The organism is Peribacillus phoenicis, from assembly GCF_047238085.1.
In the GTDB taxonomy this organism is placed as follows: Bacteria; Bacillota; Bacilli; order Bacillales; family DSM-1321; genus Peribacillus.
On sequence record NZ_JBDFMF010000001.1, the window covers coordinates 2,464,827 to 2,491,749 of the forward strand.

At 37.7% G+C, this 26,923-nt stretch carries 29 protein-coding genes and 1 pseudogene; 4 read left to right on the top strand and 26 right to left on the bottom strand.

The window, feature by feature from the left end; genetic code table 11:
• Positions 1 to 93: 93 nt before the first annotated feature.
• The gene (locus ABC374_RS12070; protein WP_413017977.1) at positions 94 to 873 is read right to left on the bottom strand and encodes a hypothetical protein; all 780 of its coding nucleotides are present in this window, start codon (positions 871 to 873) and stop codon (positions 94 to 96) included.
• A gap of 218 nt (positions 874 to 1,091) precedes the next feature.
• Here ABC374_RS12070 and ABC374_RS12075 point away from each other — a divergent pair.
• Positions 1,092 to 1,189 (top strand): annotated as a pseudogene (locus tag ABC374_RS12075) (hypothetical protein); the annotation flags it as partial.
• A 485-nt stretch (positions 1,190 to 1,674) separates the two neighbouring features.
• On the opposite strand, the gene ABC374_RS12080 reads toward ABC374_RS12075, so the two are convergent.
• The 8 genes from ABC374_RS12080 to ABC374_RS12115 form a co-directional block, all read right to left on the bottom strand.
• Positions 1,675 to 2,100 carry a VOC family protein gene (locus ABC374_RS12080; RefSeq protein WP_350298895.1) on the bottom strand — a complete coding sequence of 142 codons (426 nt, stop codon included), beginning with the start codon at positions 2,098 to 2,100 and terminating at the stop codon, positions 1,675 to 1,677.
• A 1,088-nt stretch (positions 2,101 to 3,188) separates the two neighbouring features.
• Positions 3,189 to 3,797 (bottom strand): ClpP family protease, encoded by a 609-nt coding sequence (locus ABC374_RS12085; RefSeq protein ID WP_413017979.1) that lies wholly within the window; start codon positions 3,795 to 3,797, stop codon positions 3,189 to 3,191.
• A gap of 409 nt (positions 3,798 to 4,206) precedes the next feature.
• On the bottom strand, positions 4,207 to 4,635 hold the full coding sequence (locus ABC374_RS12090) for a DoxX family protein (protein WP_133346561.1): 429 nt from the start codon (positions 4,633 to 4,635) through the stop codon (positions 4,207 to 4,209).
• A gap of 71 nt (positions 4,636 to 4,706) precedes the next feature.
• Positions 4,707 to 5,534, bottom strand: a complete 828-nt coding sequence (locus ABC374_RS12095) for a M56 family metallopeptidase (protein WP_413017982.1) — start codon at positions 5,532 to 5,534, stop codon at positions 4,707 to 4,709.
• A gap of 23 nt (positions 5,535 to 5,557) precedes the next feature.
• Positions 5,558 to 5,974, bottom strand: coding sequence for a BlaI/MecI/CopY family transcriptional regulator (locus ABC374_RS12100; protein ID WP_101225362.1), 417 nt, complete (start codon positions 5,972 to 5,974; stop codon positions 5,558 to 5,560).
• A gap of 251 nt (positions 5,975 to 6,225) precedes the next feature.
• Positions 6,226 to 6,897: an NAD(P)H-binding protein gene (locus tag ABC374_RS12105; protein WP_413017984.1), complete on the bottom strand. Its 672-nt coding sequence runs from the start codon at positions 6,895 to 6,897 to the stop codon at positions 6,226 to 6,228.
• A 41-nt stretch (positions 6,898 to 6,938) separates the two neighbouring features.
• Positions 6,939 to 7,511, bottom strand: a complete 573-nt coding sequence (locus tag ABC374_RS12110) for a histidine phosphatase family protein (RefSeq protein ID WP_413020330.1) — start codon at positions 7,509 to 7,511, stop codon at positions 6,939 to 6,941.
• A 27-nt stretch (positions 7,512 to 7,538) separates the two neighbouring features.
• Positions 7,539 to 7,889: an avidin-fold protein gene (locus ABC374_RS12115; RefSeq protein ID WP_413017986.1), complete on the bottom strand. Its 351-nt coding sequence runs from the start codon at positions 7,887 to 7,889 to the stop codon at positions 7,539 to 7,541.
• 235 nt (positions 7,890 to 8,124) lie between these two features.
• On the opposite strand from ABC374_RS12115, the gene ABC374_RS12120 reads away from it, so the two are divergent.
• A complete protein-coding gene (locus ABC374_RS12120; protein ID WP_350298901.1) occupies positions 8,125 to 8,646 on the top strand; it encodes a DUF2179 domain-containing protein in 522 nt (173 codons plus the stop codon).
• 41 nt (positions 8,647 to 8,687) lie between these two features.
• On the opposite strand, the gene ABC374_RS12125 is transcribed toward ABC374_RS12120, so the two are convergent.
• From ABC374_RS12125 to ABC374_RS12185, 13 genes are all read right to left on the bottom strand, one after another.
• Positions 8,688 to 8,966, bottom strand: a complete 279-nt coding sequence (locus ABC374_RS12125) for an HNH endonuclease (RefSeq protein WP_413017989.1) — start codon at positions 8,964 to 8,966, stop codon at positions 8,688 to 8,690.
• A gap of 15 nt (positions 8,967 to 8,981) precedes the next feature.
• A complete protein-coding gene (locus tag ABC374_RS12130) occupies positions 8,982 to 9,386 on the bottom strand; it encodes a cytosolic protein (protein ID WP_241594546.1) in 405 nt (134 codons plus the stop codon).
• Between the two features lie 63 nt (positions 9,387 to 9,449).
• Positions 9,450 to 10,205, bottom strand: a complete 756-nt coding sequence (locus ABC374_RS12135) for an exodeoxyribonuclease III (protein ID WP_413017991.1) — start codon at positions 10,203 to 10,205, stop codon at positions 9,450 to 9,452.
• A gap of 75 nt (positions 10,206 to 10,280) precedes the next feature.
• The gene (gene cls, locus ABC374_RS12140; protein ID WP_413017993.1) at positions 10,281 to 11,786 is read right to left on the bottom strand and encodes a cardiolipin synthase; all 1,506 of its coding nucleotides are present in this window, start codon (positions 11,784 to 11,786) and stop codon (positions 10,281 to 10,283) included.
• A gap of 126 nt (positions 11,787 to 11,912) precedes the next feature.
• On the bottom strand, positions 11,913 to 13,349 hold the full coding sequence (gene glgA / locus ABC374_RS12145; RefSeq protein ID WP_413017995.1) for a glycogen synthase GlgA: 1,437 nt from the start codon (positions 13,347 to 13,349) through the stop codon (positions 11,913 to 11,915).
• A gap of 16 nt (positions 13,350 to 13,365) precedes the next feature.
• Entirely contained in the window at positions 13,366 to 14,472 is a 1,107-nt protein-coding gene (glgD, locus tag ABC374_RS12150; RefSeq protein ID WP_350298907.1) for a glucose-1-phosphate adenylyltransferase subunit GlgD, read from the bottom strand.
• A 17-nt stretch (positions 14,473 to 14,489) separates the two neighbouring features.
• Positions 14,490 to 15,656 carry a glucose-1-phosphate adenylyltransferase gene (locus ABC374_RS12155; protein WP_413017997.1) on the bottom strand — a complete coding sequence of 389 codons (1,167 nt, stop codon included), beginning with the start codon at positions 15,654 to 15,656 and terminating at the stop codon, positions 14,490 to 14,492.
• Positions 15,656 to 17,584 carry a 1,4-alpha-glucan branching protein GlgB gene (gene glgB / locus ABC374_RS12160; protein ID WP_413020331.1) on the bottom strand — a complete coding sequence of 643 codons (1,929 nt, stop codon included), beginning with the start codon at positions 17,582 to 17,584 and terminating at the stop codon, positions 15,656 to 15,658. Before glgB ends, ABC374_RS12155 begins: the two co-directional genes overlap by 1 nt.
• A gap of 258 nt (positions 17,585 to 17,842) precedes the next feature.
• On the bottom strand, positions 17,843 to 18,856 hold the full coding sequence (locus ABC374_RS12165; RefSeq protein WP_350298909.1) for a glycoside hydrolase family 15 protein: 1,014 nt from the start codon (positions 18,854 to 18,856) through the stop codon (positions 17,843 to 17,845).
• Positions 18,857 to 19,176: 320 nt separating this feature from the next.
• Positions 19,177 to 19,374, bottom strand: a complete 198-nt coding sequence (locus tag ABC374_RS12170; protein ID WP_350298910.1) for a hypothetical protein — start codon at positions 19,372 to 19,374, stop codon at positions 19,177 to 19,179.
• Positions 19,375 to 20,060: 686 nt separating this feature from the next.
• Positions 20,061 to 20,579, bottom strand: a complete 519-nt coding sequence (locus tag ABC374_RS12175; RefSeq protein WP_350298911.1) for a mismatch-specific DNA-glycosylase — start codon at positions 20,577 to 20,579, stop codon at positions 20,061 to 20,063.
• A gap of 414 nt (positions 20,580 to 20,993) precedes the next feature.
• The gene (locus ABC374_RS12180; RefSeq protein WP_350298912.1) at positions 20,994 to 21,209 is read right to left on the bottom strand and encodes an LSm family protein; all 216 of its coding nucleotides are present in this window, start codon (positions 21,207 to 21,209) and stop codon (positions 20,994 to 20,996) included.
• A 13-nt stretch (positions 21,210 to 21,222) separates the two neighbouring features.
• The gene (locus ABC374_RS12185; protein WP_350298913.1) at positions 21,223 to 21,531 is read right to left on the bottom strand and encodes a DUF2642 domain-containing protein; all 309 of its coding nucleotides are present in this window, start codon (positions 21,529 to 21,531) and stop codon (positions 21,223 to 21,225) included.
• Between the two features lie 446 nt (positions 21,532 to 21,977).
• Between ABC374_RS12185 and ABC374_RS12190 the strand changes: the two genes are divergently transcribed.
• Together ABC374_RS12190 and ABC374_RS12195 are read left to right on the top strand one after the other, a co-directional pair.
• Complete coding sequence (locus ABC374_RS12190) at positions 21,978 to 22,265, top strand: hypothetical protein (RefSeq protein ID WP_413018000.1); 288 nt, start codon at positions 21,978 to 21,980, stop codon at positions 22,263 to 22,265.
• Entirely contained in the window at positions 22,262 to 23,407 is a 1,146-nt protein-coding gene (locus ABC374_RS12195; RefSeq protein WP_413018002.1) for a glycosyltransferase, read from the top strand. The genes ABC374_RS12190 and ABC374_RS12195 overlap by 4 nt, the downstream gene beginning before the upstream one ends.
• Before the next feature lie 303 nt (positions 23,408 to 23,710).
• Here the strand turns inward: ABC374_RS12195 and ABC374_RS12200 are convergent, their stop codons facing one another.
• From ABC374_RS12200 to cobA, 4 genes are all read right to left on the bottom strand, one after another.
• Positions 23,711 to 24,610, bottom strand: a complete 900-nt coding sequence (locus tag ABC374_RS12200; protein ID WP_350298916.1) for a sulfite exporter TauE/SafE family protein — start codon at positions 24,608 to 24,610, stop codon at positions 23,711 to 23,713.
• Positions 24,611 to 24,772: 162 nt separating this feature from the next.
• Positions 24,773 to 25,387 carry an NAD(P)-binding protein gene (locus ABC374_RS12205; RefSeq protein ID WP_241590770.1) on the bottom strand — a complete coding sequence of 205 codons (615 nt, stop codon included), beginning with the start codon at positions 25,385 to 25,387 and terminating at the stop codon, positions 24,773 to 24,775.
• A complete protein-coding gene (locus tag ABC374_RS12210; RefSeq protein ID WP_413018005.1) occupies positions 25,368 to 26,129 on the bottom strand; it encodes a sirohydrochlorin chelatase in 762 nt (253 codons plus the stop codon). Before ABC374_RS12210 ends, ABC374_RS12205 begins: the two co-directional genes overlap by 20 nt.
• Entirely contained in the window at positions 26,129 to 26,905 is a 777-nt protein-coding gene (cobA, locus tag ABC374_RS12215) for a uroporphyrinogen-III C-methyltransferase (protein ID WP_350298918.1), read from the bottom strand. Before cobA ends, ABC374_RS12210 begins: the two co-directional genes overlap by 1 nt.
• Positions 26,906 to 26,923: the final 18 nt, after the last annotated feature.

The following is a 26,923-nucleotide window of genomic DNA, read 5'->3' on the forward strand; positions in this document are numbered from 1 at the left end:
GATCCTAAACAATCGATTCGTTTCAAAACATGCTTTTTCCCTGGAATTCTCGTTAAGTTTGATTTGATCATACTTTGTATTATTTAAACACTCTCATTTACCTTTGTTGCTCTTTCTAAAATTATCGTAATCAGTCTTAATGTAATGAAATACCTTCGCGTTGCCATTATGGTCAGGATGAGTTATTTTTAATAACCCTTTATATTCTGCTAACACTTCTTTATTGCTCGCCATTTTAGAAAGCCCTAATTTTTTACTATAATCATTTGATTGAGCAGTGGTGTCAATATTGTAATTATTTCTGATGTTTTCTTTTAATTTTATCAATTCATTACGTAATTCAATATTTTCTTTTAATAAATCCTTTGTTTCATTTTGTAATTCACTTTTCTCATTCTTTAGTATGGCAACTTCCTTTTTGAACATATCCCTTTGCTGAATCAATATTCTTTTTGCAGTTTCATGAAGTTCTTCGATTCCTTCTATATGCTTATCTTGAGTTTGTATTTTCAATTTTAATCGGTGTATGATTTCGTCCTTATTTTGATCTATAAAATCATTTATAGCCAGCTTTGAAGCAGTTTCATCGCTTATGTATCCAGTGTTCCTCTTTCCGTTTCCCGCCTTTTTAATTTTACCTTCACGAAGCCAGCGCCTAACAGTTTGTAAGCTATTACTTTCTGTTATTCCTGCATCTTTTAACATTTCAAATGCTTGATCTGTGTCATCCATTATGTATCCAGTTTTTCTAATCCCGTTTCCTCCCTCATATTTAATCTTACCTTCACGAAGCCAGCGTCTAACAGTTTGTATACTGCTGCTTTCTGTTACTCCTGCATCCTTTAACAGGTCGAAAGCTTGATCTGTGTTCACGTTGTTCCCCCTTCCCCCTTATTACGCAATGTAATATTACTTCGATTGATATTAGCCTATTAAAAGGAATATATTTTACAAACAATGCGGCTAATTTGTATGCCAATGTTTTAAATGATAGCATAGCCATTTTCTAAACAAAGAACAAACAGATGAAGAATATATGACGAATATCACAGAGAGATAACGATAAGGTATCAAAGTTAAAAGTGGACCAGAACGGAGCACGGAAAATTGTAGATAAGGACAAATGACAGCGAGAGCCCGTATGGCAGTGAAGAAAGCACGTGAATTGACCCGGAGGAAAAGTGTTTTATTTTGGAATCTTTCTGAAGGCCTATATAATACATAAACGTGGTCTTACCTGACATGATATCCTACCGCCGGAATGAACTTAGACAGCATAGGAAAAGCGATAGGTATCATTCCTATAATTCCATAAGCAGTAAGGTTAAGGATACACACCAATATTAAAAATCCCAATCCCTCAGTGATATAAAATTGAGAAATTGGGTTTTTTATTAAAGCTGTTTTCGCATACTTTGTTGCTATTTACTAAGTAGTGCGGTGTGGTTGATTTCCCCTCCAGATGCTCGCTTTCCGCGGGGCGGGCGGTGAGCCTCCTCGGCGTAAACGCCTGTGGGGTCTCACCTGTCCCGCTGCTCCCGCAGGAGTCTCGCACTTCCGCTCCAATCAACCTTAAATAGTTTCGTTTTAAAAACAACAATCTTTACGAAAAGAGCCTTTAATAACAGTTGTAACTAATAATTACCAAAGCAGCCGCTATTATTTAACTAGAGATTATTGTTGACCCTCTGTATAAACTTGAAAGGTTACACCGAATTTGTCTGTTACAATTCCATATGCAGGGCTGAAAAAAGCTTCCTGTAGCGGCATTTTCACTTCTCCGCCTTGAGACAAAGTTTCAAAGATTCTTTTTGATTTTTCAATATCGTTTATTGAAATACAGATCGTGACTTGATCTCCAGATTGACTGGGTTGACCTGGAAAAGTATCGGAAAACATGAGGTCCGTTTCCCCAACCCTTAACATTGCGTGTGCCACAAGATTTTTTGCTTCTTCTGGCAGAGGAAATTCCGGATTTTCTGGCATTTCTCCAAAAGATTGATTAAAAAGGACTTTTGCATCCAATGCTTGTTCGTAAAATTGGATCGCTTCCTTCGCATTTCCGTTCATCATTAAATATGGAGACAGTCGCATGGTCATAATTAAATTGCTCCTTTTGCTATAATTTTTACAAAGCTTAACTCAGATATCCAGCTTCCTTTTGAACTGATCAATGGCAATAACCACTATACCATTATTACCCATGATTGTATTTTATAACAAGGAACAGGTGTTCGTCAAAAAAACTTGAATACTAACAATTTTTCAGGTGACAGACTGGTTTAAACTAGCTTAAAGTATTTTTTTGTTCATGACCACATTGTTACAAAACACTGAACCATTCACCTTGGAATTTTCTTCGATTAAACACCAACAGATGCTTTTGAATTAAAAAAATCTATTTTTTGTTTGTTATTCATAAAAGCTATAGAAGCAGGAGAAACCACGGTCCTTATCAAGCCTAATGATCATGACACCTAATTACGTTTAAGATGGAATTTCTTGAATCTCTTTTCTGGACTAATAGAAAAATCCTTCAGTGTTCCTCTATTTGCAGTACTTAACTAAAAAAGGAACCTGATGGATTTCATGGACCAATCAATTCTTTTTTCTTCCGCAGCCGATTCGTCTTAAAATTCCCCGCCCGGTACATGGTAGATTTTCTCTCCTGCACTTTGCCTTCCATATGCAGAGTACCAATAAAAAATGAAGCGAACAAAAAGTAGTCCCGAAATACACCACTTATGTAGTATATTTTGGGGCTACATTACGTTTACTTAATTTTAGCTTTCATAGTTTACTTAAATATTGAGTAGTCAGTCATATATTCCTGACTATCAGTTCTTTTCATTCCCAATTTTTTTGAAAGTTTGTCTAGTCTTTAATCTTTTGTAGCTTAGAATCGTACTAATTTGCCCCTGGTTGACCAATGGCTCTCAGACTAAATTTGTATCCCACTATTATTTAAGTTACGCATCTCGTTTAAATTCTCACGTTCTAAAAAAGATGGAAAATAGCTATAGAATGTTGATATATTAATCTTGAAAAAATAAGAGATTTATTGTTTGTAGCACAGATTTAACTATATAACCAAAAAATTAACGTTTTTCTTCTAAAAATAATAGAATGATGTCTTTAGTAACAAGCAAGAATTATAACCAATTTTACTTCCCAATTAACTATAACTATTAAATTATTTCATGTACAATTCCTAAACTCAAACCTTCGTCATTTGCAAACATGTACCATTCTTCATCTTCCTTTTCAGCATACAATTCTTCTGAAATGTTTGTATTTTCCACAACAAACTTCTTAATACGATTATCTAAACGATCATAGAAATTCATTGTATTTTTAGCCTTCTTAGAAGTTGATTGAACAGACATACTTCCATCATGAATAAGAATTATTGTATTGGGATATGCTTTCCTATAATGTCCACTAATCAACAGTAACGCACCCATAGAAACACAAGATCCTACACCAATGGTTTCAACTTTCGTTTTACTTGATTTAATTGCATCAATGGCAGAAAAACCAGCCACCACATCTCCACCATTAGATGTTATATAAATTTGTATTGTCTTTCTTTTATCTATTGGAATATTTAACTCTTCATCTTCTCGATTCCATTCTTGAATCCAATAAACAATTTTATTGACAATGGTTGTATCCACATCATAATTATAATAAATTTTCCGTTCTTTCAGTCCAAGGTAAAACTGATACTCCTCAAGAGAATCCGGTAAATTTCCGATTAATTCCAAATATTCTGTATTGAATTCAACTTTTTTCATTATTAATCCTCCTTAATAATATGCTGTGTTATAGGAAGAAAAAGGATTATACACAATCATATCTATTTATTAATTTATTCAGCAAGTACAATCTTCGCAACAACATTCATCATCATTTTAAAGTCCATTATTTTTAGAAAATAGATAAGTGAAATGAGAATGTAGAACCTTTACAAAGGGAAAAACACAATAGCCCAATTTTGAAATTCCATACCATTACACCTGACTCGATTTTCTTTAGCGATTATTTGCATACAATAGTAGAAAAAATCAAAGGTTCTGGTGCATTTCAACAGAATATCGATCCCTCAAAAAAAAGGACCTATTCGATTAGGTCCTTTTTGACTTTAGTCTATTCGTTTCAATTTGGTGAGCTATAAACTTAACACTGTGATATTGTTTATCTTTATTAACTTGCTTTCATTTCTGAATCTTGTCCCTTTTTAAGGGCAGGTAACTTAGAATCTATCGATAGGAATCGACTTCCATTTAAAACTAGATGAAGTGCAATAATCATAAGAACGAGATCCAGTTCGTACCCTGAAGCTTCTCCACTCCCCATAAAACCTGCAGGGAATTTCACATAAACAATTGCACCAGCCATGATGAATACAAGGAGGGCAGATATTATTCTTGTTCCAAGACCTAAAATTAAAGCAATTCCTCCAAACAATTCAATAACACCGACTACATAGGCCATAAATCCCGGAATGCCTATACTTTGAAACCATCCAGAAGTGTTCTCCAATCCACCTTGGAATTTTGACAATCCATGTAACAAAAATGAAATTCCCAACATAACTCTTAATAAAAAGGTACCGATCTCTTGTTTATTCATGTCACATCTCCTTTTTTTATTTTACACTACAAAGTGTAGTGTAATGTGGTAAAAAAATCAAGTGAAAGTCATCAGACAATCACTATAGTCATTCCCAAAAGTATAAGTAAAACATAAATAGAAACAAAAATCGTAGCAGTTTCAGCCCTCAAAGGAATTTTTTTATGGGGATCGATTAATTGCTGAAGTCTATAGTTAACTGATTCATTGGAGAAGTGGACAAGGACGGGCGAGGATTTATCAGTGTAACCATGTTTAATTAACTTCAACAAAGCAGTACTTATGCCTAATTCAGTCCCCATTTTATTTACCGCATTTTCGTCGGCAGATAATTCACTTATTATTTTGTAATTTTTATGACACCATTTTGTCAGTGGGACAAACCATAAAGCATCCGATATCAACTGTAAAATAAAGATTACCAGCGGATGATATTTTTTTTGGTGAAAGGCTTCATGCTCTACTACCGCTTCTAGTTCATCCAAATCCAATAATTTAATTAAACCCGAACTGAACACAATGAATGGCCGCCAAAAACCAAGCGTAAACGCAAGAGGCTGATCAGCATTCACAACTAAGATATCATCGTTGACCCGGTTGAATGTTTCATTTATAAACCTTGTCTTTTCAACATTTTTGGAAAGAAAAAGCTTTTGTTTAAACCTTCTGGATAAGAAATATTGCTCTGCAATTTTGAATAGGGTGCTCAATATGCTATAGGATATTATTATACTGAGCAGGGTGACGACTACAAAATAGTATACTGAATCTTCCTTGAATAGACTAAAGCAAAATTTAAAAAAGTTGGCTTTAATATTCACACCAAAAAAGATGTGTACCAAAAACGCTCCCATTTGGCACCATACTACACAGGCAATTAAAAGACTCAGGCTTATCACAAAAAAAGACTTCCTCTTCCACATTATAATTTATCCTTTTTTAACGATTGGATTTTTTGTTCCAATTTTTCAATTAAACCTTGGTCAGCGTCTTTCATGGCATCCAGCATATGGCTTATGACCGCTCCACCAAATTCATCGAGCAAATTCTCAGTCAGTTTCTTTGACTGCTCTTCTAAAAACTCCGCTTTTGATTGTACCGGGCGAAATAATGAGAGCCTTCCTTCAGACCTCTTTTCAAGTATGCCTTTTTCGACTAAACGATTCATTACGGTCATTACTGTGTTGAAATTGATAGGTTTGTCAAGTTCCAATGATTGCTGAACCGCTTTGATGCTCTGTTCATCTTTATCCCATAAATATTCCATGATATTAGCTTCCAATGGACCAAAGAAACGATTCAGTCCAACTTCATCATATTTAAAATTTTTAATATTCATCCTTTACCACCTCCCACTACAAATTGTAGTGGATATCACTGTTACAATCAAGTTTCATCTGGAAGATTAGTATCAAGGATTTCTCTAGATTGACTTTAATTGATATTAAAAAATCTTTTGGCCTTGCTTTTTCTTCTGGTTAACTGCCTCTATTACACTCCACTACCTTTTTACAGTAGCAAAAGGTCATCCGTTCTTTTTCCTTTTAAGCGTATTAGATTAAAAAACGAGCCTTTTGCAGGCTCGTTTCACTAATTAACCCTTTGTGCAAGTTTCTCTATTTCATCAGAATTATAAAAATGATATCCTTTTGCCGTCGTTTGGGCAGCAGCGTACATTGCAGCAGCTACTTTGTTTGCTTCTATTGCACGATATGGGCGTAAAGGGCCTACAAAGACAAATTTAGCAAAATTGCTTAACAGCCCAGAAATCTTTTCACCTGCCCTGAATTCCTCGCGTTCTCCAAGAAGTAAGGAAGGGCGGAATATATGTACAGTATTCAATTCCAGGTGTTGTAGTGTTTCTTCCACATCTCCCTTAACACGACTGTAAAAAAACTTTGATTTGGAATTGGCGCCCATGGCCGTTATGACGAGTAATTTTTCAACATTGGATGTCTTCGCCATTTTAGCTGCTTCGATTATATAGTCATAATCAACTTTACGAAAAGCTTCCTTCGATTTAGCCTTTTTGATCGTTGTACCCAAACAAATGAAAACATCGGTGACATTGAACAAATAGGCATACTGGGACAAATTATCGAAATCCACAACATGTCCTGTGCACTTGGGCTCCGCGAATTTCATTTCCCTTCTTGTCAGCAAATGGATTTCACTATATTTATTGCTGTTGCTCATTTCTTTAACCAACTGGGTGCCTACCACACCTGTAGCGCCTAAAATCAATGCCGTCTTATTAGTCATGATATCCCACTTTCCTTCATTAGCTACTGAATAATATAGGACTAGGATAAATGATTCACTTGATTGAAATCATCAATTATCCAAGAATCGACTTCAAATCTAATCGTACTCAAACATGCATTGAACAAGCGCATTTCATTTGATACGATTGACTCGTTTGACATCAAGCGTAAAATAAAATGAATGACTGCACCATGTGCAACAAGGATAACTTTCTTCTCAGGATACTCCTTCAGAATTTCCTGAAGTCCATTCATCAGCCTGCTTCGTAAAGATTCCTGATTTTCCTGACCAGGATATTCTTTATCAATGAATGTTGACGCCCTTTCAGCTGCTGTCATTCCTTCAGCGACGCCAAAGTTCTTTTCAATGAATTCCATTTTTTCAATGACCGGGACTTCAATATAATGCGAAATGATATCTGCCGTTTCCCTTGCCCTTTTTAGGGGGCTCGAGATAATCACATCCCAAGTAGCCTCTTTTGACAAAAATTCACCACATTGCCGTGCCTGTATCCTTCCTAGTTCATTTAAAGGAATATCAGTCTGCCCCTGCAGTTTCCCTAGTGCATTCCAATCTGTTTGACCATGCCGCACTAAACAGATAGTAGTAATTGTCCTCAAACCCTTCTATGTAGATTGTTATTTTTTCACTTCTTCAATGATGGAGTGTCCTTCAGTCTGTTCTAGATCTGACCATTTCCATTTTTCATGCAAGCGTATCCTACCATCTGGCAATAATTCAGGAGTGGAAAGACAGCTGCCTCCTCTAATTTCACCTTTTTCATTGATATGATTATACCTGAATTCTAAGGAACCATCCATATTGACAAGCCCTATTAAAGTTCCTTTAACAATCTCTCCACCATGATAACTTGCTGAAAGAATTGAGCCTTCTTGTGAATAGTGGAAGGAAGTATTTCCTGATACTTCTCCATTTTCAGAATTGACTAAAGCTTTGAAAATCCTACCATCATAATTAAACATCATCATTCCCCCATATGAATTAATAAGGATAATGATACCAAATTAATCAAAAAATGAATATTCAAAAATCTTATGGGATTTTAATTCTGTGTCAATGGAAATGACACAAAAAATACATAATATTCCCCATTGAATTCCCCTATTATGTTGTGGTTAGATTATGGAAGATGTTACTTATGGAATGAACAATTCCTTAGTTGAAACGTCTAATCAAACTGGAAGATGTTGGTGAGGTGCTCAATTGAAAGAAATACTTCTGATTCTACTATTACAACTTATTTATGTTCCGATTTATACGTTGCGAACCATTTTCTTAGTAAAAAATATTACCATACTTGCCTCGATACTGGGTATCGCAGAAATGTTAATATACGTTTTTGGATTATCCCTAGTATTTGGCGGTGACCAAAGCATACTCGCCATGGTTGTATATGCAGTCGGTTTTGGAATCGGAATAATTTTTGGTACGAAAATTGAGCAAAAACTTGCCATCGGTTTTATTAATGTAACCGTAAATACTCAAACCAAAAATGAACAGTTGGTAGATACATTGAGGAACAACGGATTTGGTGTGACTCTTTATACGGGCGAAGGCCGGGATAGCAACCGTTATCGGATGGAAATTTTGACAAAACGCAATCGGGAACAAGAATTGATAGCAACCGTTGAAAAGTACGAACCTAAGGCTTTCATCATTTCATATGAACCACGTTATTTTAAAGGTGGTTTTTTATTGGACCGGTTGAAAAATAAAGCAAGCTGAATGTAATGCAAAAGCCCATCTTTTTAAGATGGGCTTTTGCATTATTTCGTTTTTGATTTTCTAATCTTCACTGCCCTCGTTACCGGCTGTTTTTTGATCCACTTTAAGTATTTTTTTAATGCTTCATCATCTTTTAACAAAAGCACGGTATATAGTCGGATGGCCAGTTCTCGGTTTGAATACAGTGCGTGAATCTGTTTGTGACAAGGTTTACAGAGATAGGCAATGGGTAAATGGCTGCCACCTAATTCTCTAGGTGTTAAATGATGGATGGTCAGTTCTATCTCACCCCTGTCACAAAGCTCACAAGTACCTTTCATCTCATTAATCGACCGTTAAGGCTTAACGGATTTTCCTTCTTCAACAATATGAAACATCAAATGGGCAAGATGATGGATTGGTCCATACTCTTCATTGTCATCATCTTCTTCATCTTCCACTTCCACTTCATCCATGCCTTGTAAATAAAGTGCCATGAACTCATAAAAATCATTTTTAGTAAAAGAGTAACAATCACTTGGATCCTGATTATCTTCTTCATACTGTAAAACTAGATGAGATAAATCACCCTCATCATCTTCAGCATCAAAAAATACAAAATATCCAATATTTGTATCCAGTTCAAATAGTCTGCGAAAACCGCGTGATGTTGCTTTTTCAAACTCAGCCGCCGTCAATTTTTGCACTTGCATGCTGTCTACATTATCTTCTTGATGAAAGCCCACGATAAATGTGTTCATAATCAAACCTCCTGTTGAATATGGATAACCATTAGTATCCCCATTTAACCGAATTTATTCCATTTAGAGGTTTGTTTCCAAGACGACCGGGCAATGATCGCTGCCCATGACATCACAGTGAATATTAGCCTCTTTTAAATATTCCGCCAGACGTTTTGAAACAATGAAATAATCGATTCTCCATCCTATATTCCGCTCCCTAACTTTTGCCATATATGACCACCAAGAGTAAGCACCTTCCTGGTCTGGATAAAAATGGCGAAATGTATCGATAAACCCTGCATCAAGTAATTCAGTCATCTTTCCACGCTCTTCATTAGTGAAACCGGAATTCCCAATATTGGATTTTGGGTTTTTCAAGTCGATCTCCTGATGTGCAACATTGAGGTCCCCACAAAAGATAACCGGCTTCACCAAGTCCAGTTCACTAAGATAATCTATCATCCCATCTTCCCATTCAAGACGATAATCAAGCCTTGATAAATCCCTTTTTGCATTGGGGGTATAAACGTTCACCATATAGAATTTTTCGAATTCCAGTGTTATGATCCTGCCCTCCGGCTCCTCGTCCAGCTCCCCTACACCATATTTCACTGAAAGCGGTTTTTCCTTCGTGAAAATGGCTGTACCTGAATATCCTTTTTTCAGTGCATAATTCCAATATTGATGGTACCCTTCCAATTCAAGTGTAATCTGCCCTTCTTGAAGCTTAGTTTCTTGAAGGCAAAAAATATCTGCATCCACATCTTTAAAGTAATCTAAAAATCCTTTTTTAACACAAGCTCTAATTCCATTCACATTCCAGGAAACCAATTTCATATTCTCTTAAATTCTCCTTATGGCCAATTAATTTCTTTACATTTCAACTATACTATTTATCTGCTGTTTTTCCCATTAGAGTACATTCGAAAACAATCTGGCAAATGATTCTTTTGAACGTTCCAGCAAACCCCGATTGTTATATCTAATAGGATCTAGTTTGTCACTATCCATCATATCCTCTTTGTAGTGAGTGATGAGATCTTCGATGGAACGGCTGCCCATTAGAAAGACATTCACTTCAAAATTCAGGTGAAAGCTCCTCATATCCATGTTTGCCGTCCCTATGGAAGCCATATCACCATCTACGATAATAAGTTTCTGATGTAGAAAACCTTTTTTATACGTGTATACCTCTACACCGAATTGAAGCAGCTCCCCGAAATAGGAGCGACTGCCGTATTGGGTTAAAAACCCATCATTTACTGCCGGAACCATAAGCCTAACTTGTATCCCCTTAATTGCGGCATGTTTAATTGCTGCTTTAATCGCTTGATTTGGTACGAAGTATGGACTTGCAATCCAGATTGATTTTGTGGCGCTTGTAATAAGTGAATAGTAAAAATCACTCATGATTCCCTGTTGTGTATCAGGTCCGCTTGCCACCACCTGGACAGCTCCATCCCCTTGTTCCACTATATTGTTGAATTCTGGACGCTCTTCTAATACATCTTCCCCACTGACATATTCCCAATCCAAAAGGAAAACAGTATGAAGCATATATACCGCTTCACCTTTAAGGACCATATGTGTATCTCTCCAAAATCCGATCGTTTTATTTCGCCCTAAGTATTCCTCTCCTACGTTTAAACCTCCTACAAAGCCAACTTCCCCATCAATGATGATTATTTTCCGGTGATTCCTAAAATTAAACTTTTGATTAAAAAAACCATGTTTCAATGGTGAAAATGGATAAGCCTTTATCCCTGCATTTTTCATCCGTTTAACTTCATTATTTGAAAGGCTTAAACTACCGGCAGCATCAAAAATGAATAAAACTTCAACACCATTTTTCGCTTTTTCAATAAGGATATCTATAATTTCAGTACCAAGCCTGTCGGAACGAAAAATATAATATTCTATATGAATGAACTTTTCAGCTTTTTTTAACTGTTTTATGATTTCTGTAAACGTTTCATTGCCATTTTTCAATACTTCCGTTTTCGATGATGTACTAATGGTGGTCTCAGATGCATTTTTGGCAAAAGCTGCGAATGATTGCTGATGATCATTCAAGAACGATAAATCTGGAGAGGATACCCGTGTAACAAGACTCTTCCATTCTTCTCGATCTTTTTTCCTTTTACTTCGGAATAAATACCCCTTTAAATAGAGCTGACCTGAGAATAGATAAAACACATATCCAAATACCGGAAAAAACAAAAGCACATACATCCATAAAAGTGTCTCGTGGGCAAATCTATTTTCGAGCATGAGTGAAAATAGGGTAATAAACATGACCAAAATATATAATCCAATAAAAAATAGCTTCACGTCGAAGCTAACATGAGTGAACAGGATCATATAAACTGAAGCAATTAAAATAAATAAAAATACAATTTCCATCCTTCTTCTTTTCATCTTTTCATTCTCCTACACAGCAATATTTTATATATAAATTACATATACCCATATTTGATGGTAAAAGAAACAAAACACTTACGAAAACAATGTTCGCAAGTGCTTTGTGTATTACCTATCCAATTATCACTTCATGACAGGAATCAAACTTTCATACAGCTCCATATACTTTAATGAGGATGATTTCCAACTGAAGTCTAACTTCATTGCATTTTCGGCCATTTTCCTCCATCTTTTCGGCTGGAATTTGTACAGACCAACAGATTGCTCAATTGTATGGAGCATATCGTGTGCATTATAATTCGTAAAACTGAAGCCATTGCCTTCACCAGTAAATTGGTTATACGGTATGACCGTATCACGAAGTCCGCCAGTTTCCCTCACTAAAGGCAGTGTACCATAACGCAGTGCCAAGAGTTGGCCGATACCACATGGTTCGAATTGTGACGGCATCAGGAATAAATCAGAACCTGCATAAATCCTTCTTGCCAACCCCTCATCAAAATATGTATGGACTGAAACCTGATTTGGATATTGGTCAGCTAAATGACGAAATGCTGATTCATATTGCTCTTCACCCGTACCTAAAAGAATGAATTGAACTCCTTGGTTCATCATTTCATGAAAAACATGAAGAACAAGATCTATTCCTTTTTGATCAACAAGCCTCGTTACCATTGATAAAACCGGTACGTCATCATTGACAGGAAGACCCAGCGATTCCTGTAGCTGACGTTTATTCTCCATCTTACCCTCATAAGAATCGAATGGAACAGCAAGATGTTCATCTGCCGCAGGATTATATTCCTCATAATCGATTCCGTTGATAATTCCTTTAAGCTCACCTTTTCTCTTACGTAAAAATCCATCCAGATTTTCCCCGAAATAAGGAATCTGAATTTCTTCCGCATAACTTGGGCTTACAGTTGTGACTATGTTAGAAAAAGCTAGGCCGGCTTTCAAATAACTTACATTCCCATGAAATTCAAGACCATCGATATTAAAATATAACTCACTCAAATCGAGTAATTCAGCTAATACAGCTTTAGGATAAACTCCTTGATAGCGTAAATTATGTATCGTAAATATCGTTTTAATATCCTGATAGAACGGATGGTTATGATAATGGGCTTTCATCAAAACGCTGACAAGGCCCGTTTGCCAATCATGGCAGTGTATAACATCCGGTTTTTCTTCTAAATAGGGTAAAGCCTCTAAAATTGCACGGGAAAAGAAGGCGAACCTTTCGCCATCATCGAAGAAACCATAACTACCATGCCTTTTGAAATAATATTCATTATCCAGAAAATAATATGTAATTCCGTTAGCAACAAGTTTTTCGATGCCGCAAAATTGCTGGCGCCAACCAACAGGAACTTCAATACTCGTCATATGTTCCAATTCCTGTTTGAATCGGTTAGGAAGATCCCCGTATTTAGGAAGGATGACACTTACATGGACTCCCTGTTTTTTCAGCGCTTTCGGGAGCGCGCCTATAACGTCTCCGAGCCCTCCCGTTTTTATAAAAGGGGCGCATTCTGAAGCAGCAAATACAATATTCATTGCCGCACCTCCTCTATTAAATTACTTCCGCTTTTTTTATTACAGTAGGCTGTTTTAAACCAATAACTGATTTTTCACTAGTAATTCTCACTTCTTTATCAGTTATGATATTTTCAACGATGGCTCCTTCTTCAATCACGCCTTTTTGCATGATGATGCTGTTTCTTATTATCGCTCCCTTTTTCACCTTTACCCCACGGAAGAGTATACTGTTTTCCACAGTCCCTTCAATATCACAACCGTTGGCTATCAATGAATTGGTAACCTTCGAAGAACTTGAATATTTGGTCGGTGCCTCATGTTTGATTTTCGTATAAACATCCCAAGTATCCCCGAAGAAAGAACGGATTACCGAAGGGTTCAGGAAATTCATATTACTGGAATGAAAGCTTTCAATGGAATGAATGAATGGCATATCTCCAGTAAAATTGTAGCCTTTGACGGTAAAACGATGAAGATTGGCTTTCACGGCGTCTTTCAAAAAGTCATATTCCCCACTCGCAACACAGCTTTTGATCAAATTCACCAATAGCGTTTTACTTATGATGAAAGTTTCCAGACAAACATGGTCACCAGGTCTAGGGATCGTATAAAAGCTAATGTCAGTAATGTCTTCATCCGAATCTACCGAGCAGGTGTGATAGATTGGTTTTTCAATCAATTCCCCTACATAATCCTTATATACGACCGTGATATCCGCTTTATGTTTTTTGTGATAATCAAGCACTTCATTAAAATCCAATTTGCATACATGGCTGCCAGGGGAAATGATGACAGTATCTGCCTCTGCACGTTCGAAAAAGCTGAGGTGATCATAAAATTGCTTCATATCGCCTGTTACCGTTTCATCCGGGTGGATAGGGGGCAAGATGTATAAGCCTCCTGAACGCCGATCCAAGTTCCATTCTTTACCTGAGCCAAGATGATCCATAACTGAAAGATACTTTTCTTTTGGAAAAACGGCTACTTTTGATACATCTGCATTAATGAGATTCGACATCGTAAAGTCAATCAAACGGTAGCGTCCACCAAATGGCACGGATGCTACATTACGGTGAGCAGTCAGATCTTTTAAATGTTGTCTTTCATTGATTAAGTTAATAATACCCAACACATTTTCCATAGCATCTTCCCCTTTTTCTAGTTAAGAGTGATCTTTTTTTTGTTTGGATTGATAATGGTCTGATTTTCACCAATTAAGGTTATATCGGATGTAACCGCTGAATTGCCAACTATGGCACCATCTTCAATAACACAATTGCTGGCTATGATGCTTCTTTCTATATGAACGTTTTCACCAATCGTAACATTAGGCATGATGACTGAATCTTTTATGGTTGACCCGTAGCCCACCTGTACATTATAGGATAAAACCGAATGTTCAATGTTCCCATGAATCATGCACCCTTCATTGATAAGCGACTGACTGACCTTGGCATCCGGTGATATATATTGCGGCGGGTGATTTGCATTGCGGGCAAAAATTTTCCATTGCTGATCATCCAACTGGAAATTTGGCGTATCCTCCAATAAGTCCATATGGGCCTGCCAAAGGCTTTCGACCGTTCCAACATCTTTCCAATAATCATTAAAACGATAGGCAAATAGCTTTTTTCGGTCTTCAAGCATCTTTGGAATGATGTTGCTGCCGAAATCATTGGATGAATTTTCATCTTTTTCATCATTTATTAAATACCGTCTTAAGGTTTTCCAATTGAAAAGGTAAACTCCCATGGAAGCAAGATTACTCTTTGGATACTTTGGTTTTTCATCGAATTGAGTGACTTTATCATCATCATTGGTATTCATGATTCCGAAACGACTTGCTTCCTGCCATGGCACTTGAATGACAGCTATGGTAGCCTCGGCATTTTTTTCGATGTGATAATCCAGCATCTTACTGTAATCCATCTTGTAAATATGGTCACCAGAGAGAATCAATACATGTTCCGGATCATAGTTATCAATGTATTGGATATTTTGATAAACAGCATTTGCCGTCCCTTTATACCATTCACCGCCTTCTTTACCTTGATAAGGAGGAAGTACGGAAACTCCGCCAACATCAAGATCAAGGTCCCAAGCTTTGCCATTACCAACATAATCATTTAGAATCAATGGCTGGTATTGGGTCAGTACCCCAACCGTATCAATACCAGAATGAGTGCAGTTACTTAATGGAAAATCGATGATTCTATATTTACCGCCAAAGGGAACAGCTGGTTTTGCCAAACCGATTGTCAATTCACCTAACCTTGAACCCTGGCCTCCTGCCAATAACATTGCTATCCATTTTTTTGCTCCCATTATTCGTTCACTCTCCCCCGCCTTTTTTTTGTTTGCTTCATAAAAATAGAAATGCCTAATGGAGGTACAGTTATTTCCATGCTGTATGGTTGATTATGGTATGGTTCCTTTTTGACATTAATGGGTTCTTCATTGATCTGACCCGATCCACCGAAAGCTGCTGAATCACTGCTGAAAACCTCTATATATTTGCCTTGGGATGGTACACCTATTTGATATTGAGCATGAGCCTGCGCAGAAAAATTACAGACAACGATGCAATAGTCGCCTTTCCGTTTACCTTTTCTTATAAAGGTAATGACACTCTGATTACTATTGTTCGGATCTATCCATTCAAAACCTTCCGGGTCATGATCCAATCTCCATAAAGAGGAAGTTTGCCTATAAAAATCCTGGAGAGTACGGAAGTAATAGGCCAGCGTGTCGTGTGATTCATATTCCAAAAGCAGCCAATCCAATTGTTCCTCATCTTTCCATTCTATGAATTGGCCAAATTCACTGCCCATAAATAGAAGCTTCTTTCCAGGATGCGTCATGAAATACCCAAAGAGCAACCGTAAATTTGCAAACTTCTGCCAGTAGTCACCTGGCATCTTATTCAATAATGACTTCTTGCCATGAACCACTTCATCATGTGAAAAGGGCAAGACGAAATTTTCTGAAAAAGCATAGAAAAATGAAAATGTTAAGAGGTTATGATGATATGGCCTTTCATGTGTTTCAAGTTTCATATAACGAAGGATATCGTTAGTCCATCCCATATTCCATTTATAATTAAAGCCCAGTCCGCCTATATCGGTAGGAGAAGTAATGAGCGGCCGGTCTGTTGCTTCTTCAGCCATCATTAATGCATTGGGATATTTTTTGAAAACCACTTCGTTAAGTTTTTGCAAAAACTGTATGGCTTCAAGGTTTTCCTCACCGCCAAACTGGTTTTTCAGCTTGACCGGCAACGGATTATCATGATTAAGATAAACCATGGACGATACCGCATCGACACGGATCCCATCTATATGGTATACATCCATCCAAAACATAACATTTGAAATAAGGAAACTGATTACTTCCGGTTTGGTAAAATCAAAATTGTATGTCCCCCATAACGGGCGATCTGCTCTAGTGTGTTCAATTGGTTCATAGAGAGGCGTACCATCGAAACGGGAAAGTCCATGTGCGTCTTTACAAAAATGGGCGGGAACCCAGTCAAGGATCACACCTATGCCCTTTTGGTGGCAAAGGTTAATTAAATATTTAAAATCTTCAGGTGAACCGTACCGACTGGTTACCGAATAATAGCCCGTGACCTGATATCCCCACGATTTATCAAATGGGTGTTCCATTATAGCCATGATTTCAATATGTGTAAAACTATTATCAATCACATAATCAACTAATCTATCAGCCAATTCACGGTACGTATAAAATTCGCCATCTTCTTTCTGTTTCCATGTTCCTGGGTGCACTTCATAAATGGACATGGGTTTATGATAAATGTTTTCCTTTTTCCTATCGGCTATCCACTTCGAATCTTGCCATTCAAAATTATCCAGCTTTTTAATGACCGAGGCTGTATTTGGTCTGACTTCCGAATAAAAGGCATATGGATCGGCTTTTAGGATACGTTTATTTCCAGGTGTATGTATTTCATATTTATAGAGTTCCCCTTCTTGTAGCCCTGGTACGAACAACACCCAGATACCTGAACGCTCGATCCGTTTCATCGCATGATCTTTTCCGTCCCAATTATTAAAATTACCGACTACTGAAACTTGCTTCGCATGGGGGGCCCAAACGGCAAACCTTACTCCTTCATTACCTAATGATGTCACAATGTGTGCCCCAAGCATCTTATAGCTTTCATAAAGGGTGCCTTCATGAAACAAATATAAATCGAAATCGCTTGGATAATTCTCTTGCAGCTGGTCCATAATTGTACTCAATAAAACCCCTCCATCAGTATTAACTCGATAGTATTTTACCCATCCTTCCCCAGTTATTATATATATTCGGTAAAAATGGTATTAATCCTTCAAATGGAGGTGAAGTTATTGTAATAAATGCCCGTTTTTTTGATAAATAAAACATTTTTTTGCGAAAAATAGTCATTTATTGTAAAAATATTATTATACCAATAAAAACTCTTCCCATTTTTCAGGAAGAGCTTTAAGGTATCAAGTATGAATGCTTCATGTTATTTGTTCAGTTCGAATACTGTGAGTCTTCGTCAAGAATAAATAGGATAATGAGACTGACCATGCCAAAGGAGTATTCCTGTTTGGTACATTACTGCCTCCTATATATAACTCGGGAACTTCCCAATTTTCCGGTATGATCATTTTCGTTTTATCTATATACTCCTTAACTTTGTTCATCATGCCAAGTTCAAGGTAGCATAAGCCCAGCCATGGAAGCCCGAAACACCATTCCGCTTCTTGACCGTCATTATAATAAAGGTCATTTTCATATCTAATGCAACCTTTTGTTCTTTCTAGGCGCTCTGTGACATTCTTCAATATTTTAAGCGCTATTTCACGGTCTACCAGACGATAAGGATAAATTAAGGATAAAAGGGCTAAATCCGTCTCTTTTGAATAACTTTCCCTTGGAAGCAGGAAACGAAGAGTTTCTTCTCCTTTTTTAATCAGTTCTTCCTTGACGTTGACCAGCATTTTGACTGAATTCAAACCAGCAACACATGCCCCTATGCTTGAAGCATGGATTTCGATATTCTCTTCCCACATCCCGTTATCTTCCGCTTGCCAATATTGCAGGCATTCCAAGTAACTGACCAACTTTTGAACGATCTTTAAATCACGTTGGTTTCTTATCACCTTTTTCCCATGCCTATATCCTTCACCGACACCCCATAAAAAGGCACCTATCGCATCATTTTGGGCATGGCCCCACTCATCGGGCAGTTCTTTAAGCTCAGTGGAATACCGTGCATGGATATGTTCAAATAGAAACTGGGGTTTCTGTTCCGTATGAATATCTATCTTCCACTCATAGGATTGAAATAAGTCGAATAAAGCATGATATGCTTTCTCATAACGACTGGACGGATCATTTATAAAAGGTATTACTGTATAAACGACATCCCTTATCCAGACATAATTATAATCATCGGAAATACTTGCAGTATATGCGCCATTAGGAAGCCGCATCCGATCAAGAACCTCTAGGGCACCATTTACATTCATTAATTGAACACCTCCATAGTTATTTGCTTATTCCCATTGTTGACAGACTCCCATTTTCTAAACGTTGGTTGTTTCATTTTTCAATTAAAAGCGCTTTCAATTCAGTTATCCAAAACGACTTTTTCAGAAGTTCATTCACCATAGTTTATGTAATCACTGCCCTTTTTGATAATCAAGCTTCCAATGTTCATTAAAAAAGCGTCATTTGCCTAACCGTAATGAAGTTGCCGTTATGAAATACGTTCTTTGGAAAATAAAAACCCAGTAATGGCAATCCATTACTGGTTATATCGGCCTATCATTCAAATGTTTAGTAGTTATTAAAAGAATAATCGCAATATCATCAATGAAAGCACGCCAATCATTACCGTACCCAATAGACATCTCGTAAACATCGCAACCAGGAAAGCTGGTAAAAGCTGCGGCCAATTATAAAGCATTACCCTTAATTGAAAAGACCTGTTCCGCACAATTGATGCGCCAAGGATGGGGGCAAGGCTATACCCGCTTATTTCCATCTGTCAATCCTCATCGCTGAAGCTATTACCTTTGCAACTATGACGCCAGTACTGCCAGGAAAGAAGAAACCTACTGCAACATCGATTAATACGCTGCTAAAATCGACTGCAAGATCTATAAAAAGTTTTTTTACTCAATATTCACAAAACTATAAAGGCCGATGAACATGGCTGTCAGGGAGAAATCCATCCCATATTTTTCTCGGGATTTGAAACCCATTGGCGCAAAGAACCGCCGGCATATTTGGTAGTAACCAATTTAAATAGGCTCCAGATTCAGACCTAGCATCCATTTAAAATCAAGCTGTTTCCTCTGCTGTGCCGTTGTGACGGCCACTCCAAACGTTTCTTCAGATAGTAAGGCTCCAAGTTATCAGGTATTGTTTCAAACCTTGCTGCCTGAATTACGGAGCCAATGCAGCAATAGATGACGACTGTTAACAAAAAAATCGTAAAAATCATGGACGAGACTGGATGACTAGCAGCTATCATCCCTGCCGCTATGAATTGTCCAGAGCCTGCATAGAGAAAAAAGCGACATTAGTGCCGCTTCAATTATGCTTAATCCTGATGTATTTTTCGATTACCCCTACAGCGAAACCGATACATTACTCCTTGCTCAAAGCATTCCCCATAATTGGAAAAGCCATCGCTTTTCCAATCCACCCTTATATTAATAATTTCCTTCAATTGCTTTTCAGCTTGCCAAGCAGAAGTGGCAACTCACTATATATTTCGATGATCTCATCTATCGGCATTCTAACTAAGCCGCTGGAGGAAGGGGCAACGAATTCCATGGATTTATTCGATGAAGGTTCTTCTTGCAGCCCCCAAGAGATTTTTCGTAATTGACGGTATTCCTGATAAACACCCTTGCCTACAAAACAGACAAGTTTTGGTTTATACTTTTCAATTTTCCTTTTTAATTGATTCCTTCCTATTGTGTACTCTTCTTTAGTGATATCTTCCGCACCTTTTGTAGGCCTGGAAACGATATTGGTAAACCCATAACCTAACTCCAGTAATGACGAGTCTTCAGTTGGGGCATATTTCCTTGGTGTCAGCCCGGACTCGAAGAGGATTTTCCAAAAGCGGTTGTTTGGATTCGCATAATGATGGCCAGTCTCGCCTGAACGAATGCTTGGATTGAAACCTACGAACAATATATCCAAATTTTCCTTTAAATGATCAGAAATGCCTTCCATTTTAAAACTCCTTTTCAAATTTCCTATTTAATCATTGTACAAAACTGAAAAATAATTGACTACCTTTTCCGCCATTTACACAACATATATCCAAAACTTAACACGTTTCTTGGAGAATGAGGGATGATTGTTTCATAGTGATAACCTTATTATTGATGACATATAATTCCGCTTTTAATTTACATATAAGATAACTGCCTTTTAAACAGGAAAAAACCAAATTCATGTCTCTGTCTTGACATGAGTTTGGTTTAGAAGTATCAAGAATCATAGGTGATCCCGACCTTTATTAACACAGTTCCTTTTATTTACGAGTGGAATGGCTGATTATGAAATATAAAAGGTAGGGAAACGATGCATTTTACTCGTTCAAAAGAAACAGCCACCTTATAGATGGCTGCTTCTTCATATAGCTTATTGTGCGTGACTTACGCGAACATAATTTATTTGATTTAGTGGAATGGTTATGATATCTAGATTGTCTTCATAACCTGGTGACGTTTCTGTTAATCGGCAAACATCATCAGTTACTTCATGTAACACTCCCTCGAATAAATCACTGCTCGTTGCCACTGTGACCGTGTTCCCAATGTAATGTCTTAATTGTACATAAAAAATACTAGCTAACAATGCATTCTCCCCCTTATATAGGCTCTCTAACAGAATTGATGGCACGGAACGGAACAAATACTACAGTTCCTGCAGTTTCAGTAATTACAATATAATCAGTTTGAATTGAACTTAATATTCCCGTTACCGGGGCTAAATCAGTTGAAATAGTTACCGTTCTTCCTAATAATCTTCCTAAAACACTTCTCAAATCATAGTACAGATCCCCTGAAGTATCAGGTGTCCTTGGTGTTGTTTGACCATTTTCAACAAGCCATTTATAGTAAAGATAGTCGCAACTATTCTTTTTACATTGCTTCTCACTTTGCTTCTCAGTGTTCATTTTTTTACCACCTTTTTTATTGTCTATTTTATTACCTTCGTCATGGTTCTCTTCTTATTTCCTTCATCCCCATGCTCGCATTTCTTTCCCTTCTCTCCTTGTTGCAACGGTCCCCCCTTCCTTATCTTTACTGCAGCACTGAACTCGTTGTCGACCGAGAATGTGAAACCTTTTATGTCCAACCGAAAATGAATTTCGATTGAATTTTTGCTGAATATTTTGCCTGGATTCGATCTCCTTGAATTCCTTGATCCACTTGATTCCTTTGAGGATCTTGACAATTTGCTGCTGCTTCTATATCGCTTCAAAAGTAGTATATTGATGACTGATGTTTTCGGCTTGGACTAATCAACCTTTTTTTAAATTCCTTTACTTTTTTTTGAAGGTTTTACGAAATCATGTCCATTTCTTTAATGAATGAATATGATACGGTTGAGGTGATAACTATGACAAACAAACAAAAAAAGGATTACATAGGCATTGTAATCCCTTCATGTCACAAAGAGTCTGCATTAAAAGCAGAATGTATGGAACAATCAAAATCCCCATTTTTAAAATATTCTCTTCCTATTAATAAAGGTTTTTCTGAAGCGGACGATACTAATTGTTGCGCACTTATAAATGAGCCAGGTTCCCACATTAAATTGTTACTTTCACCATTAAAATCAAATAAAATTAAGCTTCATTCAATTCCTGGATCGGATGAATTTTCCCAAAGAGGTAAGGCATCATGAAATCCATAAGAGTCCTGATGGTGTTAGATACAATGGATGTAAGCGGAACGGAAACGCATGTATTGAGTCTTGTGAAGGAATTACAGTCTAGAGGAATATATACAGCAGTTGTTACTGGAAAAGGCAGCATGATTAGCCGGTTACGAGAAACGGGATGTAAAGTTCACCAAATGAATTTCCCTAAAACATTAACGATTAACTCGAATGAGGAATCTCCATTATTGAACAGCTTGGTAGAATTGTTACGAAAAGAACAGATTACACTAGTGCACGGGCACCAGATTATATCCGGCTACCTCTCTGCAAAGGCAGCTAAGCTCTCCAATATTCCCTTCGTCTTCACTCTGCACGGGACATACTTCCAGAAATCGGATATAAAAAGTGTGTTACAGTTTACAGATGCTGCGGTTGCAGTTAGTGAACCGGTAAAAAAACATATTCAGCCACTTTTCCCAAAGAATATTTCAGTCATTGCAAATGGAATTGATACAGCAGATTTTTCCCCTTCCCCTTCATTAGAATTAAGAAGAAAAATGAATATTCCCCTGAATGCAAAAGTAATTCTTTACTGCAGCAGGATAACTCGGCATAAAGCAAAGATCTGCATGCTTTTAATCAAAGCTTGCAGGGATTTAAAATTAAAGGATATCCCCAACCTTCATGTAATCATCATCGGTAACGGCAGCCAGCTCAAGGATATTAAGAATGTGGCGGCGAGCATCCAATCTTTATATAAAGAAGAATTCATTCATTTCACTGGGGAACAAAAGAATGTGAAAGACTTTTATGCACTTGCAGACTATGTTGTAGGTACGGGCAGGGTTGCTTTGGAAGCAATGGCATGCGAAAGACCCGTTATTTCTTGTGGAAATCTCGGATATTTTGGGGCAGTGAATAAGAAAAACTTTCAACAAGCCTGGGAATGCTACTTTGGGGATCACGCTGCAAAACAGACTTGCAGCCAAGCCATTCTTTATCGGGACTTACGCAACCTCCATCTATCAAATGCCGGTGCTCAAACAGGCAGGGATTTAAGGAAATTGGTATTGAAACAATTCGATATTAAAAAAAATATATTACCGCTTATTGAATTATATGAAAGTACAATTCAATCATTTGAACAGCAGCAGGCCATAAATTAATGGTTCTGCTGCTGTTCAAACTCTCACGATGGCCATCTTTAGTATAAGGGTTCTATTGATTCTTTATTAGGGGAATTAACTACATATATATTGGCGGCATAGATCTCTCGATTAAAAACAGCCAATAAATGGTTCTAGAAAATGAATGAATCTATTAAATAGAGTTTAGAACAATATTAAAATTTAAAGGCGGAATCCCATTTGTCAAATGGCTTTACTCGTAGGTATTTATGTACCTACGAGTTTTTATGTTACGTATCGCAATATACTTTTGAGTAAATTCGCTTCTATCAAACTCGGGGTTCAGGAAACATTCTGCCGTTGTTCGATATGATCATGTTTTCTCGCATTGGACATCTTATTGATGGTAACAAGAATTCCAGAAAGCCATATAATCACGATGCCTGTATAAATATATATGTGGGCTTCAATCGGAATCCATGTAGCTAATAATGTTCGTACATTGATCAAGATAATGAAACCACCGACTAAAACACCCATTAATTGAGCAGGAAGCATCCGGACTAACCAGGCTGCAATTGGTGCAGCAACCACCCCGCCAATTATCAACGCTACGACCCAAAGCCAATTGACAGCTTCCCATCCAAGCGAAATGATAAAACCAAGACTTCCGAAGAAAGCAATGGCAAATTCACTCGTATCAACAGTCCCTACAGCTTTCCTCGCCGTCATTCCTTTTTTTGACAATAAAACAGGCGTTGCAATAGGTCCCCAACCGCCTCCGCCTGTTGCATCACAAAAGCCTGCAAAAAGGCCTAACGGAATGGATTGTTTTGCGGTCAATGGCCTTACGGTTTCATTGTCCTTTGACGGTTTAAAAATAAATAAAAAGCGGAATAAAACGTATACACCCAGGCCAAATAAAAATATGGCAATATACGGTTTAGCTAATTCGGCTGGCAGGTTACTCAGGAAACATGCACCTACAAATGCACCAACAGAACCTGGAATGATCAAGCGATAGACCATATTCTTATCCACGTTCCCAAACTTTATATGTGAAGCTCCGGATACGGCGGTGGTCACTACTTCCGATAAATGTACGGATGCTGATGCTACTGCAGGGGCAATCCCGAATGTCAACAATAAGGAAGTGGAACTCACTCCATACCCCATTCCAAGCGAACCATCGATTAATTGGGCTAAAAACCCGATAAAGGCTAAAACGATTAACTTTTTCATGACATTCCCCTTTTTCCACTTAAATAGAACCTAGATAACATCGACCCGACGTTGCTGCCTGTATAGATTATTTTGATCTATAAGACACAAAGAGGCACCTAACCAACATGAAATGACATGTTGGTTAGGTGCCTTCAGTTTTTCTGATCAGCCCATATTTTTTTATTCAGCTTCTACTGGCATAAGCCTAGCTAAGAAACGATATCTTTCTTTTAGGGAATATTTATAAATATCCTCTATTGAATCTTTCAATAACTTAGATTTTTCCTCTTTTGAAAAGGAACCACTTTTAATGATCATCCTTGCTTCGAAAAGGAATTCAAGATAATCTTCATAAGATTCATCATATACTTTACCTAGGTCATTCCGAATTTTTTTTGCGAGAGTTGGACTTGCTCCATTGGTAGAAACACTAATGGAAAGCATGCCTCTATTCAATGTGGCCGGTATATGAAAGTTACCCAGCTCATGATTGCTGATTACGTTCACCAGCTGACTTTGGGATGCATTCTCGTACACTCGTTCATTAACTTCAGTAGAATTTGTAGCAACAATGATTAAAAACGCATCTTTATAGTCAGTTTCTTCCACTTCTTTAAGTAAGACTCGAATCTTACCTTCTTTCTCCAACAGTTGAAAACCCGTGCATATCTCGGGGCTTACGACGGTCACTTCGGCACCAGCTTCCAATAAGGGGCCCGCTTTAAAGTAACCTATTTTACCACCGCCGATGATGACACACTTTCTGTTCTCAATATTAAGCGTAATTGGATACATAGGCTCCCTCCCCACTCACTTCATGAATTCGTTCCGATATTGCTTGTTCAATCTTTGGATGATAACCTAGATATCGGCAAAGTATGATTTTTTGCTTCCCCTTTTTTTGGATCTTTTTTATACTATTTTCAATCGACTGCATTAAGAGACCGGTAAACAATAGGTAAGGAATGATAAATACTTGGTTTGATCGAGATTCCCCTGCAAATTCCAATGCTTCTCCAAAGCTTGGTGTGGCAGCTGTCAAATAACACTCTTGCACACGGATTTTAGGAAACCTGTTCCTTAGCAAATCAGCCAATCGAGACAAATCCCTTTTCACGTCGGGATCGCTGCTGCCCCTTCCAACCAATAAAACCAAGGAATCCTCCGAAACCCTTACATTTGTTTCCTCCAACCGTTCCACTAAAATGTCAACCATTTTATCACTGACACCAATCGGTCTCCCATATTTCAATTCAACGGCAGGGTACCGTTCTTTCATTTTGTTCAAAATGACCGGAATATCATGTTTTGCATGTATAGCCGTTAGCAATAGAACTGGAATGGCGATGATTCTCGTCGCACCTTTTTGCACGCATCGTTCGTAGGCCTCTTCTATCGTAGGAGTTTCCAATTCCAAGAAGCATTGCTCCTGAATGGAATTTGGCTGTGCTTGCATACAAACTTTAATAAAATCAATGGCTTGGGCTGAAGCTTCTTTAACGCGGCTTCCATGGCAAATATATAAAATGGCTTCCATTAAAAGGCCTCATTCGCCAACAAATTTTCGGTTTGTTTTCCTTCAAACCATTTAATTTTTTCCCGTAAATTAACGACATCGCCCACGACTATCATGCAAGGATTGGAAATCTGTTCGTTATTGGCGGTTTCCACTACATTAGCCAACGTACTGACAGCTGTTCTTTGCGTTGTTAATGTCCCCCAATGGATAAGGGCTACCGGAGTCTCTGGATTTTTTCCATGTTCCAAAAGTTTCCCTTGAATATATGGCAGGTTTTTAACACCCATGTAAATGGCTAGTGTATCGATACCTTTGGCAAGGGATTCCCACTTGATATTATCCTCTTCATCCTTTTTCCGATGACCGGTAACAATTGCAAAAGATGAAGCGTGGTCCCTGTGTGTAACTGGAATTCCCGCATAAGCTGTAGCGGCGATTCCGGCCGTAATGCCTGGTACGATTTCAAAGCTCACGCCACTTTTGGCGAGGGCTTCAGCTTCCTCCCCGCCTCTGCCAAAGACGAATGGATCGCCGCCCTTCAAACGGGTGACCACTTTTCCCTTTTTTGCATATTTGACCAGGAACCGATTGATGGTATCCTGTTGCAACAAATGATAATCCGGCAGTTTACCGCAATTAATCAGCTCGACACCGTCTTTTGCATGATTCAAAAGTTCTTTATTGACAAGTCTATCATATAAAATGACATCAGCTTCTTGAATGCATTTTAATCCTTTTAATGTAATTAAATCTGGATCTCCGGGACCGGCTCCTACTAGATATACTTTCCCCATTTTTGCAACCTGCCTTCC

Excerpts from the sequence above, each read along its gene's own strand:
- glgB (WP_413020331.1), bottom strand. The coding sequence starts at position 17,584 with ATGGACCAGCTGCAAGAGAATTATCCAAGCGATTTCGATTTATATTTG.
- glgD (WP_350298907.1), bottom strand. The coding sequence starts at position 14,472 with ATGGAAAATGTGTTGGGTATTATTAACTTAATCAATGAAAGACAACAT.
- ABC374_RS12205 (WP_241590770.1), bottom strand. The coding sequence starts at position 25,387 with ATGTATCCAATTACGCTTAATATTGAGAACAGAAAGTGTGTCATCATC.
- ABC374_RS12125 (WP_413017989.1), bottom strand. The coding sequence starts at position 8,966 with ATGAAAGGTACTTGTGAGCTTTGTGACAGGGGTGAGATAGAACTGACC.
- ABC374_RS12130 (WP_241594546.1), bottom strand. The coding sequence starts at position 9,386 with ATGAACACATTTATCGTGGGCTTTCATCAAGAAGATAATGTAGACAGC.
- ABC374_RS12170 (WP_350298910.1), bottom strand. The coding sequence starts at position 19,374 with ATGGAAATAAGCGGGTATAGCCTTGCCCCCATCCTTGGCGCATCAATT.
- ABC374_RS12090 (WP_133346561.1), bottom strand. The coding sequence starts at position 4,635 with ATGAATAAACAAGAGATCGGTACCTTTTTATTAAGAGTTATGTTGGGA.
- glgA (WP_413017995.1), bottom strand. The coding sequence starts at position 13,349 with ATGAATATTGTATTTGCTGCTTCAGAATGCGCCCCTTTTATAAAAACG.
- ABC374_RS12135 (WP_413017991.1), bottom strand. The coding sequence starts at position 10,205 with ATGAAATTGGTTTCCTGGAATGTGAATGGAATTAGAGCTTGTGTTAAA.
- ABC374_RS12185 (WP_350298913.1), bottom strand. The coding sequence starts at position 21,531 with ATGAACACTGAGAAGCAAAGTGAGAAGCAATGTAAAAAGAATAGTTGC.
- ABC374_RS12210 (WP_413018005.1), bottom strand. The coding sequence starts at position 26,129 with ATGGAAGCCATTTTATATATTTGCCATGGAAGCCGCGTTAAAGAAGCT.
- ABC374_RS12165 (WP_350298909.1), bottom strand. The coding sequence starts at position 18,856 with ATGAATGTAAATGGTGCCCTAGAGGTTCTTGATCGGATGCGGCTTCCT.
- ABC374_RS12100 (WP_101225362.1), bottom strand. The coding sequence starts at position 5,974 with ATGAATATTAAAAATTTTAAATATGATGAAGTTGGACTGAATCGTTTC.
- ABC374_RS12155 (WP_413017997.1), bottom strand. The coding sequence starts at position 15,656 with ATGGGAGCAAAAAAATGGATAGCAATGTTATTGGCAGGAGGCCAGGGT.
- ABC374_RS12080 (WP_350298895.1), bottom strand. The coding sequence starts at position 2,100 with ATGACCATGCGACTGTCTCCATATTTAATGATGAACGGAAATGCGAAG.
- ABC374_RS12190 (WP_413018000.1), top strand. The coding sequence starts at position 21,978 with ATGACAAACAAACAAAAAAAGGATTACATAGGCATTGTAATCCCTTCA.
- cls (WP_413017993.1), bottom strand. The coding sequence starts at position 11,786 with ATGAAAAGAAGAAGGATGGAAATTGTATTTTTATTTATTTTAATTGCT.
- ABC374_RS12175 (WP_350298911.1), bottom strand. The coding sequence starts at position 20,579 with ATGGAAGGCATTTCTGATCATTTAAAGGAAAATTTGGATATATTGTTC.
- ABC374_RS12085 (WP_413017979.1), bottom strand. The coding sequence starts at position 3,797 with ATGAAAAAAGTTGAATTCAATACAGAATATTTGGAATTAATCGGAAAT.
- ABC374_RS12105 (WP_413017984.1), bottom strand. The coding sequence starts at position 6,897 with ATGACTAATAAGACGGCATTGATTTTAGGCGCTACAGGTGTGGTAGGC.
- ABC374_RS12195 (WP_413018002.1), top strand. The coding sequence starts at position 22,262 with ATGAAATCCATAAGAGTCCTGATGGTGTTAGATACAATGGATGTAAGC.
- ABC374_RS12115 (WP_413017986.1), bottom strand. The coding sequence starts at position 7,889 with ATGATGATGTTTAATTATGATGGTAGGATTTTCAAAGCTTTAGTCAAT.
- cobA (WP_350298918.1), bottom strand. The coding sequence starts at position 26,905 with ATGGGGAAAGTATATCTAGTAGGAGCCGGTCCCGGAGATCCAGATTTA.
- ABC374_RS12200 (WP_350298916.1), bottom strand. The coding sequence starts at position 24,610 with ATGAAAAAGTTAATCGTTTTAGCCTTTATCGGGTTTTTAGCCCAATTA.